General features: G+C 62.2%; 14 protein-coding genes. 4 read left to right on the top strand and 10 right to left on the bottom strand.

Annotated elements, in window-relative coordinates:
* Position 1: 1 nt before the first annotated feature.
* Positions 2–883, top strand: a complete 882-nt coding sequence (locus B6V76_RS11960; RefSeq protein WP_075776727.1) for a ParB/RepB/Spo0J family partition protein — start codon at positions 2–4, stop codon at positions 881–883.
* Here B6V76_RS11960 and B6V76_RS11955 read toward each other — a convergent pair whose 3' ends face one another.
* The 4 genes from B6V76_RS11955 to rph are packed head-to-tail and all read right to left on the bottom strand — an operon-like array spanning position 884 to position 3,712.
* Positions 884–1,237 carry a YbaN family protein gene (locus B6V76_RS11955; protein WP_075776726.1) on the bottom strand — a complete coding sequence of 118 codons (354 nt, stop codon included), beginning with the start codon at positions 1,235–1,237 and terminating at the stop codon, positions 884–886.
* Positions 1,237–2,394, bottom strand: coding sequence for a radical SAM family heme chaperone HemW (gene hemW, locus B6V76_RS11950; RefSeq protein WP_088727538.1), 1,158 nt, complete (start codon positions 2,392–2,394; stop codon positions 1,237–1,239). Before hemW ends, B6V76_RS11955 begins: the two co-directional genes overlap by 1 nt.
* Positions 2,391–3,002, bottom strand: a complete 612-nt coding sequence (gene rdgB, locus B6V76_RS11945; protein ID WP_075776724.1) for an RdgB/HAM1 family non-canonical purine NTP pyrophosphatase — start codon at positions 3,000–3,002, stop codon at positions 2,391–2,393. Before rdgB ends, hemW begins: the two co-directional genes overlap by 4 nt.
* Positions 2,999–3,712: a ribonuclease PH gene (rph, locus tag B6V76_RS11940; RefSeq protein ID WP_075776723.1), complete on the bottom strand. Its 714-nt coding sequence runs from the start codon at positions 3,710–3,712 to the stop codon at positions 2,999–3,001. Before rph ends, rdgB begins: the two co-directional genes overlap by 4 nt.
* Before the next feature lie 118 nt (positions 3,713–3,830).
* Between rph and hrcA the strand changes: the two genes are divergently transcribed.
* Entirely contained in the window at positions 3,831–4,892 is a 1,062-nt protein-coding gene (gene hrcA / locus B6V76_RS11935) for a heat-inducible transcriptional repressor HrcA (RefSeq protein WP_075776722.1), read from the top strand.
* A gap of 5 nt (positions 4,893–4,897) precedes the next feature.
* Positions 4,898–5,446, top strand: a complete 549-nt coding sequence (locus tag B6V76_RS11930) for a nucleotide exchange factor GrpE (protein ID WP_075776721.1) — start codon at positions 4,898–4,900, stop codon at positions 5,444–5,446.
* 61 nt (positions 5,447–5,507) lie between these two features.
* Here B6V76_RS11930 and mutS read toward each other — a convergent pair whose 3' ends face one another.
* Positions 5,508–8,153 (bottom strand): DNA mismatch repair protein MutS, encoded by a 2,646-nt coding sequence (gene mutS, locus B6V76_RS11925; protein WP_088727537.1) that lies wholly within the window; start codon positions 8,151–8,153, stop codon positions 5,508–5,510.
* Between the two features lie 119 nt (positions 8,154–8,272).
* On the opposite strand from mutS, the gene B6V76_RS11920 reads away from it, so the two are divergent.
* Complete coding sequence (locus B6V76_RS11920; RefSeq protein WP_088719953.1) at positions 8,273–10,540, top strand: NADP-dependent malic enzyme; 2,268 nt, start codon at positions 8,273–8,275, stop codon at positions 10,538–10,540.
* A gap of 40 nt (positions 10,541–10,580) precedes the next feature.
* Here B6V76_RS11920 and phoB read toward each other — a convergent pair whose 3' ends face one another.
* The 5 genes from phoB to pstC are packed head-to-tail and all read right to left on the bottom strand — an operon-like array spanning position 10,581 to position 15,635.
* Positions 10,581–11,273: a phosphate regulon transcriptional regulator PhoB gene (gene phoB, locus B6V76_RS11915; protein WP_075776718.1), complete on the bottom strand. Its 693-nt coding sequence runs from the start codon at positions 11,271–11,273 to the stop codon at positions 10,581–10,583.
* Positions 11,274–11,289: 16 nt separating this feature from the next.
* Positions 11,290–11,979, bottom strand: a complete 690-nt coding sequence (gene phoU, locus B6V76_RS11910; protein WP_199224649.1) for a phosphate signaling complex protein PhoU — start codon at positions 11,977–11,979, stop codon at positions 11,290–11,292.
* Between the two features lie 14 nt (positions 11,980–11,993).
* Positions 11,994–12,791, bottom strand: a complete 798-nt coding sequence (gene pstB / locus B6V76_RS11905; protein WP_075776717.1) for a phosphate ABC transporter ATP-binding protein PstB — start codon at positions 12,789–12,791, stop codon at positions 11,994–11,996.
* 13 nt (positions 12,792–12,804) lie between these two features.
* A complete protein-coding gene (gene pstA, locus B6V76_RS11900) occupies positions 12,805–14,157 on the bottom strand; it encodes a phosphate ABC transporter permease PstA (RefSeq protein WP_088727536.1) in 1,353 nt (450 codons plus the stop codon).
* Entirely contained in the window at positions 14,154–15,635 is a 1,482-nt protein-coding gene (gene pstC / locus B6V76_RS11895) for a phosphate ABC transporter permease subunit PstC (RefSeq protein ID WP_088727535.1), read from the bottom strand. The genes pstA and pstC overlap by 4 nt, the downstream gene beginning before the upstream one ends.
* Positions 15,636–15,693: the final 58 nt, after the last annotated feature.

Raw genomic sequence — 15,693 nt, 5'->3', positions numbered from 1 at the left:
CATGGCGAAAGAACGCGAAAAGCGTGGATTGGGGCGCGGTTTGTCGGCTTTGATGGCGGATGTCGATTTGAATCCGGCTGAGACGACGGCATCGCCGCGCCGGCCGGAGCAATATGTGCCGGTCGAGAAGATCGAGCCGAACCCGGACCAGCCGCGTCGCGATTTCGAGCCCGCCGCCCTGGAAGAACTGGCGGCGTCGATCCGCGAAAAAGGCGTGATTCAGCCGCTTATCGTGCGCAAACACCCGACGAAGCCGGATCATTATGAGATCGTGGCCGGTGAACGCCGGTGGCGCGCGTCGCAGATGGCCAAGCTTCACCAGCTTCCGGTCATCATTCGCGAGTTCAACGACACGGAAGTTCTTGAAGTCGCGATTATCGAAAACATTCAGCGCGCCGACCTCAACGCGTTGGAAGAAGCACTGGCCTACAAGCAATTGATGAGCCGCTTCGGCCACACACAAGAAAAGCTGGCCGAGGCGCTGTCGAAAAGCCGTAGTCATATCGCCAACCTGATGCGTCTGCTGCAACTTCCCGAAGAAGTGCAGGGCTACCTGCGCGAGGGGAAACTCTCCGCTGGTCATGCGCGGGCGATGATTACCGCTGAGGATCCGGTCGGCCTGGCCCGGCAAGCCGTGGCAAAGACGCTGTCGGTGCGCGATGTCGAAAAGCTCGCCAAGAAGCAGCAGGGCGGGGAAGAGCGCAAGGCGCGTCCGAAGCCCCAGAAGGATGCCGATACGCGCGCGCTCGAGGGCGATCTTTCCGCGACGATCGGGATGAAGGTCGCGATCGATCACACGAGCAATGGAAGCGGTAAGATCACGATTTCCTACGGTGATCTGGAGGAGCTCGACCGTCTTTGCCAGATGCTCAGCAACGGCTGATCAGCTATTCGGGCGAGTCCAGATGAAAATCAGAACGCCGAGCAGCGTAATCCCCTGAATCGCCAAGATGCCGACTGGCAACCGGAAGGCTAACGACAGGCCAAAAGCCGCGAAAACAGACACTGTTGCCGCGATTTTTGCGCGTTTCGCGATAGCACGCCGTTCCTGCCAGTCGATGACCTGTGGCCCGAAACGCGGATGGGTGATGATCCAGTTGTGCAGGCGATCGGAGGACCGCGCGAAGCAGAACGTCGCTAGAAGCATCAGGGGAACGGTAGGGACAAGCGGCAGGAACAGCCCGATGATACCGATGGCGGTCGAGACGATGCCAAGCGTGAGCCAGACGATGCGCATCAGGGGATGAGGTCGCGAATGATGGCGTTCAGGACCGGGCGGCCTTGATCCGTCGCGCGCAGAAATCCGTTCTCTCTCTCGATCATGCCGATATCCTCAAGATGGCGCATAGTCGCCTCGTCGAGCGGTGAACGCGAGATCGTGTTGAACCGTTCCATCTCGAGCCCTTCGGAGAGGCGTAGCGCGAATAGAAGATACTCGATTGCCTGCTCTTCGCGGGGCAGGGCGGCGCGTTCATTCTCTCCGGCACCGGTTTTTTCCACCTGCGCAAGCCAGGCGCCGGGTTGTTTGAGCGTATCGGTGGCGTGACGGACACCATTTTCGGTCAGGCGCCCATGCGCGCCGGGACCGATGCCGATATAGTCCCCATAGCGCCAGTAAATCAGGTTGTGGCGGCTCTCGGCGCCGGGGCGCGCGTGGTTCGAGATTTCATAGGCGGGCAGGCCGTGCTTCTCGCAGATTTCCTGCGTCGCGAAATACATTTCGGCGGAGATATCGTCCTCGGGAATGCCGCGGAGCTTGCCTGCATCGTGCCGCGCACCGAACACGGTGCCGGGTTCAATGGTCAGCTGATAGAGGGAGAGGTGGTCGACTGCCATTCGCAGCGCCTCGTCCAGCTCTGACTTCCAATCTTCGATCGACTGGTGCTGGCGCGCGTAGATCAGATCGAAGCTCACACGGTCGAATTGCTTGCGCGCAATGTCGAAGGCTTTCTGGCCTTCTGCGACCGAGTGCATCCGGCCCAAACGACGCAGATCTTCGTCATTCAGCGCCTGCATCCCCATCGAGACGCGGTTCACGCCAGCCTTGGAAAAGGCTCTAAACCGTCCGGATTCGACACTTGTGGGGTTTGCTTCGAGGGTAATCTCGAAATCGTTGCTGGTTTGCCAGTTTCTGCGAATGCGTTCGATGATCGCGGCGACGATCTCGGGATCCATTAACGATGGAGTGCCGCCGCCGAAGAAAACCGTGTTCAAAACCCGGCCTTCGGTCTGAGCGGCATAGCGGTCGAGTTCGCTGAGATAAGCAGACAGCCATCGTTTTTGGTCGATGGAGGTCGCGACGTGCGAATTGAAGTCGCAATAAGGACATTTGGCGGCACAGAACGGCCAGTGAAGGTAGAGGCCGAACCCCCCGTGCCGCCAATCCTCGGTCATTTCGCCTCGAATACCGTAACGAATTTGCGGAAAGCGTCCGCACGGTGCGAAATCTCGTTCTTCTGCGCGGGGTCCATCTCCGCGAAGGTGAGATCGTAGCCCTCGGGCTGGAACATCGGGTCGTAGCCATGGCCAAGCGCGCCGCGCATCGGCCAGACCAGTTGACCCTCGGCGCGGCCTTCGAACACTTCGTCATGCCCGTCGGGCCAGGCGAGAACCAGGGTCGAGCGGAACCGCGCAGTCCGTGGCGAGGGGGCCTCGATATCGTCGCAAGCCTTCCACGTCTTCTCCATCGCCATGGTGAAATCGCGACCGTTCGGGGTCGTCGCCCAATCGGCGGTATAAACGCCCGGCGCCCCGTCGAGACAGTCCACTTCAATCCCGGAATCGTCAGCCAAGGCGGGCAGGCCCGTCGCCTTGGAAGCGGCGTGCGCCTTGATCCGGGCATTGCCGACGAAGGTGCTCTCGGTCTCTTCCGGCTCGGGTAGGTTCATTTCCTTCGCGCCGACCACCTCGACGCCGAAAGGCGCGAGGATAGCTTTGATCTCCTCGAGCTTCCCAGCGTTATGGGTCGCGACCAGCAGCTTCTTCTCGGTGAAGCTCCTCATCCGATCGCCGCTTTCTGCGCTTCGACGAGCTTCGCCGCGCCTTCCTCGGCCAGATCGAGAAGCCGATCCATCTGCTCGCGCGAGAAGGTCGCGCCTTCGGCCGACATCTGCACTTCGATGAGCTTGCCGCGCCCGGTCATGATGAAATTCCCGTCGGTGCCCGCTTCGCTATCCTCGGCATAGTCGAGATCGGCCACCGGCTGGCCCGCATAAATGCCGCAGGACAAGGCTGCGACATGGTCGAGCAGCGGATCCGAGGTGCAGGCGCCCGATTTCATCAACTTGTTCGCTGCGAGACGCAGCGCGACCCAACCGCCGGTGATCGAGGCGCAACGCGTGCCGCCATCGGCCTGGATCACATCGCAATCGACGACGATCTGACGCTCGCCAAGCGCCGAACGATCTACGCCAGCGCGTAGAGCGCGTCCGATAAGTCGTTGAATTTCAACGGTTCTTCCGCCTTGCTTGCCCGCCGCGGCCTCGCGACGGTTACGCGTGTTGGTCGCGCGCGGCAGCATGCCGTATTCTGCGGTTACCCAGCCAAGGCCGGAGCCTTTCAGGAAGGACGGGGCGCGATCCTCGATGGTGGCGGTGCACAGCACATGGGTGTCGCCCATTTTGATGAGGCATGACCCTTCTGCGTGTTTCGTAACCCCGGTCTCGATTGAAATCGGGCGAAGTTCGCTTAACTCTCTGCCGGAAGGGCGCATCGTGGGGTCCTTTCTACTGAATTCACCCCATTTGATCGCCCATGCGCAGCGATGCAACCCCCGAGCCGAGATTGACCTTCGGCTTCGCGCGGCTTTAAGTCAGCTTGGATGAAGCGCGATGAGTGACCAGAACGATATTCTTTCTGAACTGAACGACCGCTCCCGCGAAGTGTTTCGCCGGGTGGTCGAAGGCTATCTGACGACTGGCGGTCCCGTGGGCTCGCGCAGCCTGACCCGAGAGATGAACGAGAAGGTCTCGGCGGCGACGATCCGCAACGTTATGCAGGACCTCGAATATCTCGGGCTTCTGGACAGCCCGCATGTCTCTGCGGGGCGCGTTCCGACCCAGATGGGTCTGCGGTTGTTCGTCGACGGGGTGATGGAAGTGAGCCACCTCGGGGACGAGGACCGCGCGGCGCTCGATGCAACGATGGGCGCGAATTCAGGCGATGTAGGGTCTTTGTTGGACCGTGTGTCGAGCGCGCTTTCGGGAATGACGCAGGGCGCGAGCCTCGTTCTCACGCCCAAACACGAGGCCCCGATCCGCCATATCGAATTCGTTTCGTTGGCGCCCGACCGTGCACTGGTGGTGCTCGTCTTCGCGGACGGGCAGGTAGAGAACCGCGTCTTTACGCCGCCGCTCGGACAGACGCCTTCGTCGATGCGGGAGGCCGCCAATTTCCTCAACGCGATGGCGGAGGGAAGAACCCTGTCCGAGCTGCGGGGCCACATCGCCCGCCAGATTGCAAATCACCGTAACGAAATCGATTCGCTCGCGACTGAACTGATCGACAGCGGTCTGGCCGCTTGGGAGAACAAGGGCGAGCGCTACGAACGGCTGATCGTGCGTGGTCGCGCCAACCTCTTGGGTTCTGAAGACGATCTCGACCGCATCCGCTCGCTATTCGACGATCTCGAGCGGAAGCGCGACATCGCCGAATTCCTCGATCTGGCCGAGGATGGCGAAGGTGTGCGTATTTTTATTGGCTCAGAGAACAAACTTTTCTCTCTTTCGGGTTCCTCTTTGGTTGTCTCTCCATATATGAACGCTGACCGAAAGATCATTGGTGCGGTGGGCGTGATTGGGCCGACCCGGCTCAACTACGGGCGCATCGTGCCGATCGTGGACTACACAGCGCAACTGGTCGGGCGGATGATCTCCGGCCAGGGCAAAGGATGAATGGCATGAGCGAGAAAAAAGACGAGATTGCCGAGGATCAGGCGCATATCGACGAGAGTTTTGAAGACGTGATGTCTTATGAAGCCGACGAGCTCGAGGCGTTGCGTGCGGAGCGCGACGATTATCGCGACCGTTTCATGCGTGCGCTGGCAGATGCCGAGAACGCACGCAAACGGGCCGACAAAGAGCGTCAGGAAGCCTCGAATTACGGCGGGACGCGTCTTGCGCGCGACATGCTGCCGGTGTTCGACGCGCTGTCGCGTGCGCTCGAGGCCGCGAATGAGGACGTGCGTTCGCAGGCCGGACCGTTCCTCGAAGGGGTCGAACTGACCCAGCGCGAATTGCTCAACGTGTTCGCTCGTCACGGCATCACCACTGTTGCGCCTGAAGTCGGCGAGAAGTTCGACCCGCAGATGCATGAAGCGATGTTCGAAGCGCCCGCGCCCGGCACCAAGGCCGGCGACATCATCCAGGTCATGGAGAACGGCTTCATGATCCACGACCGGCTTCTGCGGCCGGCGAAAGTGGGCGTCAGCTCCACTCCTAAATCCTGATCGGTAAGGCTGGGGGCACTGCCCCCAGACCCCCGGGATATTTCCATCAAGAAGAGGAAGACTACTCCGTGAGAAGCGCGCGAAGCTCGTAGAGGGCGTCGAGCGCGTCTTTCGGTGTCATGTCGTCCGGAATGAGCGATTTCAGGCGTTCCTCCAGCGGAGACGGACCGGTTGGCGGGGCGGCGGGTTGCGGTGTGTTAGACACTGAAAATAGCGGCAGATCGTCGATCACCGCCTGTTTCTTGCCACCGCCTTCGCGTTCGCCCTTCTCCAGCGCATCGAGCACGATCCGCGCGCGTTCCACGACGGAATGCGGAAGCCCGGCGAGCCGTGCGACCTGAACGCCATAGGAGCGGTCGGCGGCGCCTTTGCGAACCTCGTGCAGGAAGATCACTTCGCCTTCCCATTCCTTCACCGCGACAGTCGCATTTTCGACGCCGTCTAGCTTGGCCGACAGCGCGGTCATCTCGTGGTAATGGGTCGCGAAGAGGGCTCGACAGCGGTTGGACGCGTGCAGATGCTCCATGACCGCCCAGGCGATCGAGAGCCCGTCATAGGTTGCCGTTCCGCGGCCGATTTCGTCGAGGATCACCAGAGCGCGGTCATCGGCCTGATTGAGGATCGCGGCGGTTTCCACCATCTCGACCATGAAGGTCGACCGGCCCCGCGCCAGATCGTCCGCCGCACCGACGCGGCTGAAGAGTTGTGACACAAGACCGATATGGGCGGATTTCGCCGGAACGAAGCTGCCTGCCTGTGCGAGAAGCGCGATCAGGGCGTTCTGGCGCAGGAAGGTCGATTTACCGGCCATGTTCGGACCGGTGAGCAGCCAGATCGCGGGGGTCGCGCCTTCGGTCAGTTCGCAGTCATTCGCGATGAACGGCTCGCCGGATTTCTTGAGCGAGGCTTCGACGACCGGATGCCGCCCGCCTTCAATCTCGAAAGCGTGGCTGTCATCGACTGTGGGTTCTGCCCAGTCTTCGTTGCGCGCGAGCGTCGCGAAAGCGCTGGCGAGGTCGATTTCGGCAAGTGCGCGCGAGGCCTCGTTGATCGGACCCGCGCGGTCGAGAATTGCCTGTCTTAGGCTGGAATAGAGCCTTTTTTCGATCTCCAGCGCATGGTGTCCGGCGTTCAGAATGCGGGTCTCGATCTCGCTCAGTTCGACCGTCGTGAAGCGCACTTGGTTCGCAGTGGTCTGACGGTGGATGAAGCGCTCCGACAGCGGCGGGGCAAGCATCTTCTCGGCGTGGGTGGCGGTGGTTTCGATGAAGTAGCCCAGCACGTTGTTGTGCTTGATCTTGAGCGAATTGATCCCCGTGGCCTCGATATATTCCGCCTGCATTTTCGCGATCACGCCACGGCCCTCGTCACGCAGCTGGCGCGTCTGATCGAGATCTTCGTCGTAGCCTGCCGCGATGAAGCCGCCGTCGCGCGCAAGAAGCGGGGGCTCCGCGATGAGCGCCGCATCCAGAAGGGCGGTGAGGTCGTCATGGCCCATCAGTGCTTTGGCGGCCTCGGCGAGCAGTGGCGGGGCCTCGACGGCGGACACCGCTTCGGCGATCCGCTCGGCCTGCGCCAACCCGTTGCGGATCGCGGCCATGTCGCGCGGGCCGCCGCGGTCGAGGGCGAGGCGCGAAAGCGCTCGATCCATATCGGGGCAGCGCTTCAGATCGGCGCGGATATCTTCGGAAAATCGACCCTGTTCCAGCAAAAAACGCACGGAATCGTGCCGCGCGTGGATTTCGGTCAGACTCCGAGACGGGGCGGAGATCCGGCGTTCCAGAAGCCGCGCGCCGCCTGCCGTAACGGTGCGGTCGATGGCATTCAGGAGCGAGCCGTCGCGCCCGCCCGAAAGTGCCTGCGTCAATTCCAGATTGCGGCGCGTCGCGGCGTCGATCTGCATCGCTGCGCCGCTGTCTTCATGAACGGGACGGCGCAGCAGGGGCAGTTTCCCTTTCTGCGTGATCTCGAGGTAATCGACGATCGCCCCCATCGCGGCCATCTCGGCGCGGGTGAAACTGCCGAACGCATCGAGCGAGCCGATGGAATAGAGCGACAGAAGCCGCGTCTCGGCCGCCTGACTGTCGAAGCTCGCCCGCGACAAGGGCGTCATTGCGGCTCGCATATCAGAGACTATTTCGGCGCAATCGGCCTCTTTCGCTTCACTGACCAGCACTTCACGCGGCGCAAGCCGGGCAAGCTCGGGGCCCAGCCGCGACAGCGGGCATGGCGTCACGCGGAATTCGCCGGTAGAGATATCGACCCACGCAATCGCGGCTTCGTCGCGCACCTCGGCCCAGGCAGCGAGGAAGTTGTGGCGGCGCGCCTCCAGCAAGCTTTCCTCAGTGAGCGTGCCGGGCGTGACCAGCCGCACCACATCGCGTTTCACGACGGATTTCGACCCGCGCTTCTTCGCTTCGGCAGGGTCTTCCATCTGCTCGGCGATCGCCACGCGGAAGCCTTTTCGGATCAGCGTCAGCAAATAGCCCTCGGCCGCGTGCACGGGGACGCCGCACATCGCGATATCCTCGCCCATGTGCTGACCACGCTTAGTCAGTGCGATGTCGAGCGCGGCCGCGGCATCGACCGCGTCCTGAAAGAACATCTCGTAGAAATCACCCATCCGATAGAACAGGAGTGCGCCCGGATTGGCCTCCTTGATCCCCAGATACTGTTCCATCATCGGTGTGACGGTCGGCTTGGCCATGTGCCCCCCATTTGCTGGTCGCGCGACCCTACAAAACCCCGGATTCGGGCGCAATTCCGTTGAGTGACGGATCACGGGACGTTAAACCGGTTCGGACCTGCAGGAGGAGCACCGGCCCAATGCCCAGCAAGAACCGTATCACGCCCGAAGAGGCGTTGGCCTATCACCTCGACCCGCATCCGGGGAAATACGACATCACGGCGTCGAAGCCCATGACGTCGCAGCGCGATCTGTCGCTGGCCTACAGCCCCGGCGTTGCCGTGCCGGTGGAGGCGATCGCGGAGAACCCCGAGCTCGCCTACGACTACACCGTGAAGGGGAACATGGTCGCGGTGATCTCGAACGGCTCGGCCATTCTTGGGTTGGGCAATCTCGGCGCGCTCGCCTCGAAACCGGTGATGGAGGGCAAGGCGGTTCTCTTCAAGCGCTTCGCCGATGTGAACGCGATCGATATCGAGCTCGATACCGAGGATGCCGAAGAGATCATCAACGCAGTGAAGCTGATGGGGCCGACCTTCGGTGGGATCAACCTCGAGGATATCAAGGCACCGGAATGTTTCATCATCGAGCAGCGGCTCAAGGAGTTGATGGACATCCCGGTGTTTCACGACGATCAGCACGGCACGGCGGTGATCTGTGCGGCGGGTCTGATTAACGCGCTGGAGCTGTCGGGCAAGAAGATCGAGGACTGCAAGATCGTGCTGAACGGCGCGGGGGCTGCGGGCATCGCCTGTCTGGAACTCGTGAAGGCGATGGGCGCGAAGCACGACAACTGCATCATGTGCGACACCAAGGGCGTGATCTATCAGGGCCGCACCGAGGGCATGAACCAGTGGAAATCGGCCCATGCGGCGGTGACCGATGCCCGCACGCTGGAAGAGGCGATGAAGGATGCCGACGTGTTTCTCGGGGTGTCGGCCAAGGGGGCTGTGACGCCCGAGATGGTTCAGTCGATGGCCGACAACCCGGTTATCTTCGCGATGGCGAACCCGGACCCGGAAATTACCCCGGAAGAGGCGCAATCGGTGCGTCCCGATGCGATTGTGGCGACGGGGCGGTCGGACTATCCGAACCAGGTGAACAACGTCCTCGGCTTTCCGTACCTGTTCCGTGGCGCACTCGACATTCACGCCCGTGCGATCAATGACGAGATGAAGATCGCCTGCGCCAACGCCCTGGCGGAGCTGGCGCGCGAAGACGTGCCCGACGAGGTCGCGATGGCCTATGGGCGCAAGCTGAGCTTCGGGCGCGATTACATCATTCCGACGCCCTTCGATCCGCGGCTGATCCACGTGATCCCGCCGGCGGTCGCGAAAGCCGGGATGGATACCGGCGTGGCGCGCCGTCCGATCATCGACATGGAAGGCTATGCCCAAAGCCTGAAGGCGCGGATGGACCCGACCGCCTCGATCCTGCAGGGCATCCACAGCCGCGCGCGTCAGGCGCAGGCGAAGATGATCTTCGCCGAGGGCGATGACGAGCGGGTGCTGCGCGCTGCCGTGGCCTATCAGCGCTCCGGCATGGGCGAGGCGCTGGTCGTGGGCCGCGAGCAGGACGTGAAGGAAAAGCTGGAAGCGGCAGGTCTGGGCGATGCCTATCGCGAGTTGCGCGTGGTGAATGCGGCCAATTCCAAGCATACTGAGACCTACAAGGATTTCCTCTACAAACGCCTGCAGCGGCAGGGCATCGACCGGCAGGACGCGCATAAAATGGCGACGCGTGACCGGCATGTCTTCGCGGCGCTGATGCTGGTCCATGGCCATGGCGACGGGATGGTGACCGGGGCGACGCGCAAATCGGCGCATGTGCTGGAACTGATCAACAAGGTGATCGACGCGCGGCCTTCGGATGGCGCGGTCGGGATCACCGCCGTGCTGAACAAAGGCCGCGTCGTGCTGATCGGCGATACACTGGTGCATGAATGGCCCGACGAGCACGATCTGGCGGATATCGCGACGGCGGGGGCGCATGTGGCGCGCGGGCTCGGGCTCGAACCCCGCGTGGCGTTCTGCTCCTTTTCGACCTTCGGCTACCCGGTTTCGGAGCGCGCCACGAAGATGCATGTCGCACCGAAAATCCTCGACCAGCGCGGCGTGGATTTCGAATACGATGGCGAGATGACCGTCGATGTGGCGCTCAATATGGAGCAGATGAAGAACTATCCGTTCTGCCGTCTAACCGGCCCAGCCAATATCCTCGTCGTGCCCGCGCGGCATTCGGCGTCGATCTCGGTTAAGCTGATGCAGGAAATGGCGGGCGCGACCGTGATCGGACCTATCCTGACCGGGACGAGCCATGCCGTGCAGCTCTGTTCCACGAGCGCGACGGTGAACGATATCCTGAACATGGCGGCGCTCACCGCGTGCAAGCTCTGCCTGAAGGAATGATTTGAAGAAGGCGCGCGGTGATCCGCGCGCCTTTGTCGCTTTATCCTAGCGCGTAACCCGTGCCGCGCACCGTGCGCACCGGATCATCTCCACCATTCGCCATCAGTGCCTTGCGGAGCCGCCCGACATGGACGTCGATGGTCCGGGTGTCGACATAGATGTCGCGTCCCCAGACCCGGTCGAGCAACTGGTCGCGGGTCCAGACGCGGCCCGGTTTTTCCATCATCGTGGACAGCAGCCGGAACTCTGTCGGCCCGAGTTTCAGCGGCTGGCCGTTACGGAAGACGCGGTGTTCCTCGGCGTCGAGGATGATGTCCTCGAAGCTCAGCCGTTCACCCATCGTCGCGGGGCGGGTGCGGCGCAGTTGCGTGCGCACGCGCGCCATGAGCTCGACTACCGAATAGGGTTTCACGACGTAGTCGTCTGCGCCGGTTTCCAGACCCCGCACCCGGTCCACCTCTTCCGAGCGCGCCGAGAGCATGATGATCGGGATGTTGCGCGTGTCGGAATTGGCCTTCACGCGGCGGCAGATCTCGATGCCGGAAACGTTGGGCAGCATCCAGTCGAGCACGATCAGATCGGGCTTTTCTTCCTTCACGAACAGCAGGCCCTCGTCGCCGTTCTCCGCCATCACGACGCGAAACCCTTCGGCTTCGAGGTTGTAGCTGAGAACTTCGCGCTGGGCGTTTTCGTCTTCGACCACGAGGACGCAGGGCTGTTGGGCTGGCGACATTTTTCAGGGTCTCCGGTCAGGCCACGCTGGAACTTTTCGGACGCGCATCCTCCGGCATTTCGCCGGTCACGAGATAGATCACCTGTTCGGCGATCGTCGTCGCGTGGTCGCCCATCCGCTCGATATTCTTCGCGATGAAATGCAGGTGCATGCAGGGCGTGATGTTGCGCGGGTCTTCCATCATGTAGGTCAGGAATTCGCGGAACAGCGCGTTGTACATCTGGTCGACTTCGAGGTCGCGCTCGCGCACATCGGCGGCCAGTTTCGCGTCTCGCTGGATATAGGCGTCGAGCGCGTCCTTCAGCATCGCTTCCGTGGTGCCGGCCATGCGGCGGATCGCGGTGGCGGTGCCGGTAATCTGCGGGCCGTCGGACAGAACCTGCGTGCGCTTGGCAATGTTTTTCGCGTAATCGCCGACGCGCTCGAGGCTCGCCGAGATCTTGATGACCGAGAGCGCCATGCGCAGGTCGCGCGCGGCGGGTGCGCGCAGGGCGATCAGGCGCGCGGCTTCTTCGTTGATCTTCTCTTCCAGTTCGTCGACCGCACGGTCGCGGGCGCGGATTTGCTCGGCCAGTTCGAGGTCGCGCACTTCGAGGGCGCGGGCGCTTTCGAGGATCTGTTCCTCGACGAGGCCGCCCATCTTCACGACCAGGGCCTGCACGGCTTCAAGGTCGCGGTCGAAGGCGGAAAGGATATGCTCGCTCATGATTATTTGCCTCCTCAGCCGATCCGGCCGGTAATGTAGCTTTCCGTCCGGCTGTCGGACGGGTTGGTGAATATCTTGTCCGTATCGTCGTATTCGACGAGATTCCCGAGGTGGAAGAACGCGGTTCTCTGGCTGACGCGCGCGGCCTGCTGCATCGAGTGCGTCACGATCACCACCGAGAAATTCGCCCGAAGTTCGTCGATCAGTTCCTCGACCTGCGCGGTCGCGATCGGGTCGAGCGCCGAGCAGGGCTCGTCCATCAGCAGCACTTCCGGCGAGGTCGCGACGGCGCGCGCGATGCACAGGCGCTGTTGCTGGCCGCCGGAAAGCCCGGTCCCGGGAGCGTGGAGGCGATCCTTCACTTCGTTCCACAGCGCGGCCTTGCGCAGCGAATCCTCGACCACCTGATCCAGCTCGGCCTTGTTTTTGGTCAGGCCGTGGATTTTCGGGCCGTAGGCCACGTTGTCGTAGATCGATTTCGGGAAGGGGTTCGGTTTCTGGAACACCATGCCGACCTTGGCGCGCAGCTGCACCGGATCGACGCGCTTGTCGTAGATGTCCTCGCCATCGAGCAGGATTTCTCCCTCGACGCGGGCGACGTCGATCGTGTCGTTCATCCGATTCAGGCATCGCAGGAAGGTCGATTTCCCGCAGCCAGAGGGGCCGATGAAGGCGGTGACAGTCTTGTCGAGGATGTCGACATTGACGTCTTTGATCGCGTGGGTGTCGCCGTAGTAGACCTGCACGTTGCGTGCGGTGATCTTGATGTCGTCAGTGGTCACGGCTCTCTCCGTCAGGCTCATGTCTTCCATGTCTCGCACTCCCTTACCAACGGCGCTCGAACTTGCGGCGAAGGATGATGGCGATGATGTTCATGCCCAAAAGGAAGATCAGTAGAATGATGATACCTCCCCAGGCGCGTTCGTAAAATGCCGGGTCGGCGCGCTTGGCCCATTCGTAGATCTGCGCAGGCATGGCGGAGTTGGGAGAGACGAAGCCGTCCCAGAACCCGTCCGGCGAGTTCGTTGCGATATAGCCGACCATCCCGATCAGCAGAAGCGGCGCGGTCTCCCCCAAGGCCTGCGCCAGACCGATGATCGTGCCGGTCAGGATGCCGGGCATCGCCAGCGGCAGAACGTGGTGGAATACCGATTGCATCTTAGACGCGCCGATGCCGAGCGCCGCGTCGCGGATCGACGGTGGCACGGCTTTCAGCGCGGCGCGGGTTGAGATGATGATCGTCGGCAGGGTCATCAGCGTCAGCACGAGGCCACCGACCAGCGGGGCCGATTGCGGCAGATGCGCGAACTGGATGAACACCGCGAGGCCGAGGATACCGAAGACGATCGACGGCACTGCGGCGAGGTTCGAGATGTTCACCTCGATCAGGTCAGTGAAGCGGTTCTTCGGTGCGAATTCTTCGAGATAGATCGAGGCGGCGACACCGATCGGCAGGGCCAGAACGAGCACCACGAGCATCATGTAGAACGAGCCCAGCATCGAGATCCCGATTCCGGCCTGCTCGGCGCGGCTGTCCGAAGCGTCGGCGCCGAAGATGAAATCCCAATTGAAGCTCTTGTGGATGATGCCCGCGTCACGAAGCTGATCGACGAGGTCGAGCTGCGCCACGGTGATGTTCTTGTCCTTGGCGATCTCGTCGCGATGCACCCGCCCCTTGAGGTAGCTGTCGACCCGCGAGGATGCGAGTATCTCGAAATTCACCGTCTGGCCGATCAGCGATGGGTCTGCGAGGACCGTATCGCGCACCTGGCTCGCGGCAGAGGCCGAGATCAGGTTCTTCATGTCCTTCGCCTTGGCGAGATCGGTTGTCGCGCCGGATTTCTCCACCGCGTCGAGAAGCCCTTTCTCGATCAGCGGTTTGTAGGTGAAGGTCGTCGCCTTATTAAGGTCCGCCGGGTCGCGGTTGCCCTTCTTGTCGAGCTTCGCGGCGTCTAGGTAGACCGGCACCTGAATGAAGGTCTGCTGGAATGCGGTCGCACCGTTGGAGACGATCGTCACCAGCAGGATCACGAGGAAGGCGAGGCCGATCCCGATCGCACCGATGCCGAGCGCTTTGAAACGCTTCTCGGAGGCGTTGCGGCGCTTCGTGCGGGCATCGACATGATGCAGCGAACGTGTCGCGGGCTGGCTTGCGCCGTGTTGGGTCGCATCACTCATTCGTATTGCTCCCGGTATTTGCGCACGATGTAGAGCGCGAAGATATTGAGCCCCAGCGTCAGGACGAACAGCGTCATGCCGAGCGCGAAGGCGACCAGCGCCTCGGGGGAAGCGAAATCGGCATCGCCGGTGAGCTGCGAGACGATCTTGGCGGTGACGGTGGTCATCGCGTCGAACGGGTTCATGCTGAGGCGCGCGGCGGCGCCTGCACCCAGCACGACGATCATCGTCTCGCCAATGGCGCGCGAGGTCGCGAGGAGCACCGCGCCGACGATGCCGGGCAGGGCGGCGGGCAGGATAACCTGCTTGATCGTCTCGGATTTCGTCGCGCCGAGGCCGTAGGAGCCGTCGCGCAGCGATTGCGGCACCGCGTTGATGATGTCGTCGGACAGCGAGGAGACGAAGGGGATCAGCATGATGCCCATCACCAGACCCGCGGTCATCACCGCCGTGCCCGCATGCATCCAGCCGCCATCTGCCATCGCAGCGGTCGGACCCGAGGGGCCGAAGATCGACAGCAAGAAGGGTCCGACGGTCAGCAGGGCGAAAAGGCCGTACACGATGGTGGGGATCCCGGCGAGCACTTCGAGCAGCGGTTTCACGACGCTACGCACCGATTTCGTCGCGTATTCCGACAGGTAGACGGCCGCGAACAACCCGATCGGAACCGCCACGAGAAGCGCCACGAGCGAGATGTAGAGCGTGCCCCAGAGAAGCGGCAGGATACCCAGCTCCGACCCGCCGCCGAAGCTCGGCGACCAGGTGGTGCCGAAGAAGAAATCGGTGATGGGATAGAGGCGGAAGAACTCGATCGTATTGAAGACAAGCGAGAGGACGATACCGATCGTGGTCAGGATCGCGATCGAGGCGGCGGCGATCAGAAGAACGCGTACCCCGTGTTCCACCGTGTTGCGGGCACGAAAATCCTTGTTCGTGCGTATATAGGTGACGGCGAAACCCGCGGCTGCGGCGAGAAGGACGAAGATCGTCATCGCCAGATCACCGGTCGAGGTCATATCGCGGTAGGTCTGTGCCGCCTTCAGCGTCGCCGGATCGACATTGGAGCCGAGCGCGACACCGACCGAGCCGAGAACGTCGCGCAGGTCCGTGGTCTGAAGATCGAGATTCGCGGCTTGTCGTGCGCTCAGCGCGCCTTCCGAAATCGCGATATCGAGCCCGTCGGCGACGCGCCGGACATCCGACATCACGAGGCTCATGTTCGAGCCTTCCAGCAACGTTTCCGGAATCCCGGCGGAGACGCGAGCATTCACGATCAGCGGCTGTGCCACCATCCAGACCACAAGGAGAAGAAGCGCCGGGACCGCGGTGAACATCGCGACGTTGAAGCCGTAATAATTCGGCAAACTGTGCAGGGAACGTCGGTCTTCGCCCGCCGAATGCAGCGCGCGCATTCGACCCATCACGAAGCCGACTCCCGCCAGCACGACCACGATCACAACGATCCACAAAACAGGCATTTCAGCCCCACCAGTTGGAAATTACCAAAAAGGAAAAAGGGGGCGGCGAAATATGCCG

The sequence above is a fragment of the Thioclava sp. IC9 genome (genome assembly GCF_002213225.1).
GTDB lineage: Bacteria > Pseudomonadota > Alphaproteobacteria > Rhodobacterales > Rhodobacteraceae > Thioclava > Thioclava nitratireducens.
This window is presented reverse-complemented; position numbering and strand designations above follow the sequence as displayed.

Excerpts from the sequence above, each read along its gene's own strand:
- B6V76_RS11960 (WP_075776727.1), top strand. The coding sequence starts at position 2 with ATGGCGAAAGAACGCGAAAAGCGTGGATTGGGGCGCGGTTTGTCGGCT.
- B6V76_RS11955 (WP_075776726.1), bottom strand. The coding sequence starts at position 1,237 with ATGCGCATCGTCTGGCTCACGCTTGGCATCGTCTCGACCGCCATCGGT.
- hemW (WP_088727538.1), bottom strand. The coding sequence starts at position 2,394 with ATGACCGAGGATTGGCGGCACGGGGGGTTCGGCCTCTACCTTCACTGG.
- rdgB (WP_075776724.1), bottom strand. The coding sequence starts at position 3,002 with ATGAGGAGCTTCACCGAGAAGAAGCTGCTGGTCGCGACCCATAACGCT.
- rph (WP_075776723.1), bottom strand. The coding sequence starts at position 3,712 with ATGCGCCCTTCCGGCAGAGAGTTAAGCGAACTTCGCCCGATTTCAATC.
- hrcA (WP_075776722.1), top strand. The coding sequence starts at position 3,831 with ATGAGTGACCAGAACGATATTCTTTCTGAACTGAACGACCGCTCCCGC.
- B6V76_RS11930 (WP_075776721.1), top strand. The coding sequence starts at position 4,898 with ATGAGCGAGAAAAAAGACGAGATTGCCGAGGATCAGGCGCATATCGAC.
- mutS (WP_088727537.1), bottom strand. The coding sequence starts at position 8,153 with ATGGCCAAGCCGACCGTCACACCGATGATGGAACAGTATCTGGGGATC.
- B6V76_RS11920 (WP_088719953.1), top strand. The coding sequence starts at position 8,273 with ATGCCCAGCAAGAACCGTATCACGCCCGAAGAGGCGTTGGCCTATCAC.
- phoB (WP_075776718.1), bottom strand. The coding sequence starts at position 11,273 with ATGTCGCCAGCCCAACAGCCCTGCGTCCTCGTGGTCGAAGACGAAAAC.
- phoU (WP_199224649.1), bottom strand. The coding sequence starts at position 11,979 with ATGAGCGAGCATATCCTTTCCGCCTTCGACCGCGACCTTGAAGCCGTG.
- pstB (WP_075776717.1), bottom strand. The coding sequence starts at position 12,791 with ATGGAAGACATGAGCCTGACGGAGAGAGCCGTGACCACTGACGACATC.
- pstA (WP_088727536.1), bottom strand. The coding sequence starts at position 14,157 with ATGAGTGATGCGACCCAACACGGCGCAAGCCAGCCCGCGACACGTTCG.
- pstC (WP_088727535.1), bottom strand. The coding sequence starts at position 15,635 with ATGCCTGTTTTGTGGATCGTTGTGATCGTGGTCGTGCTGGCGGGAGTC.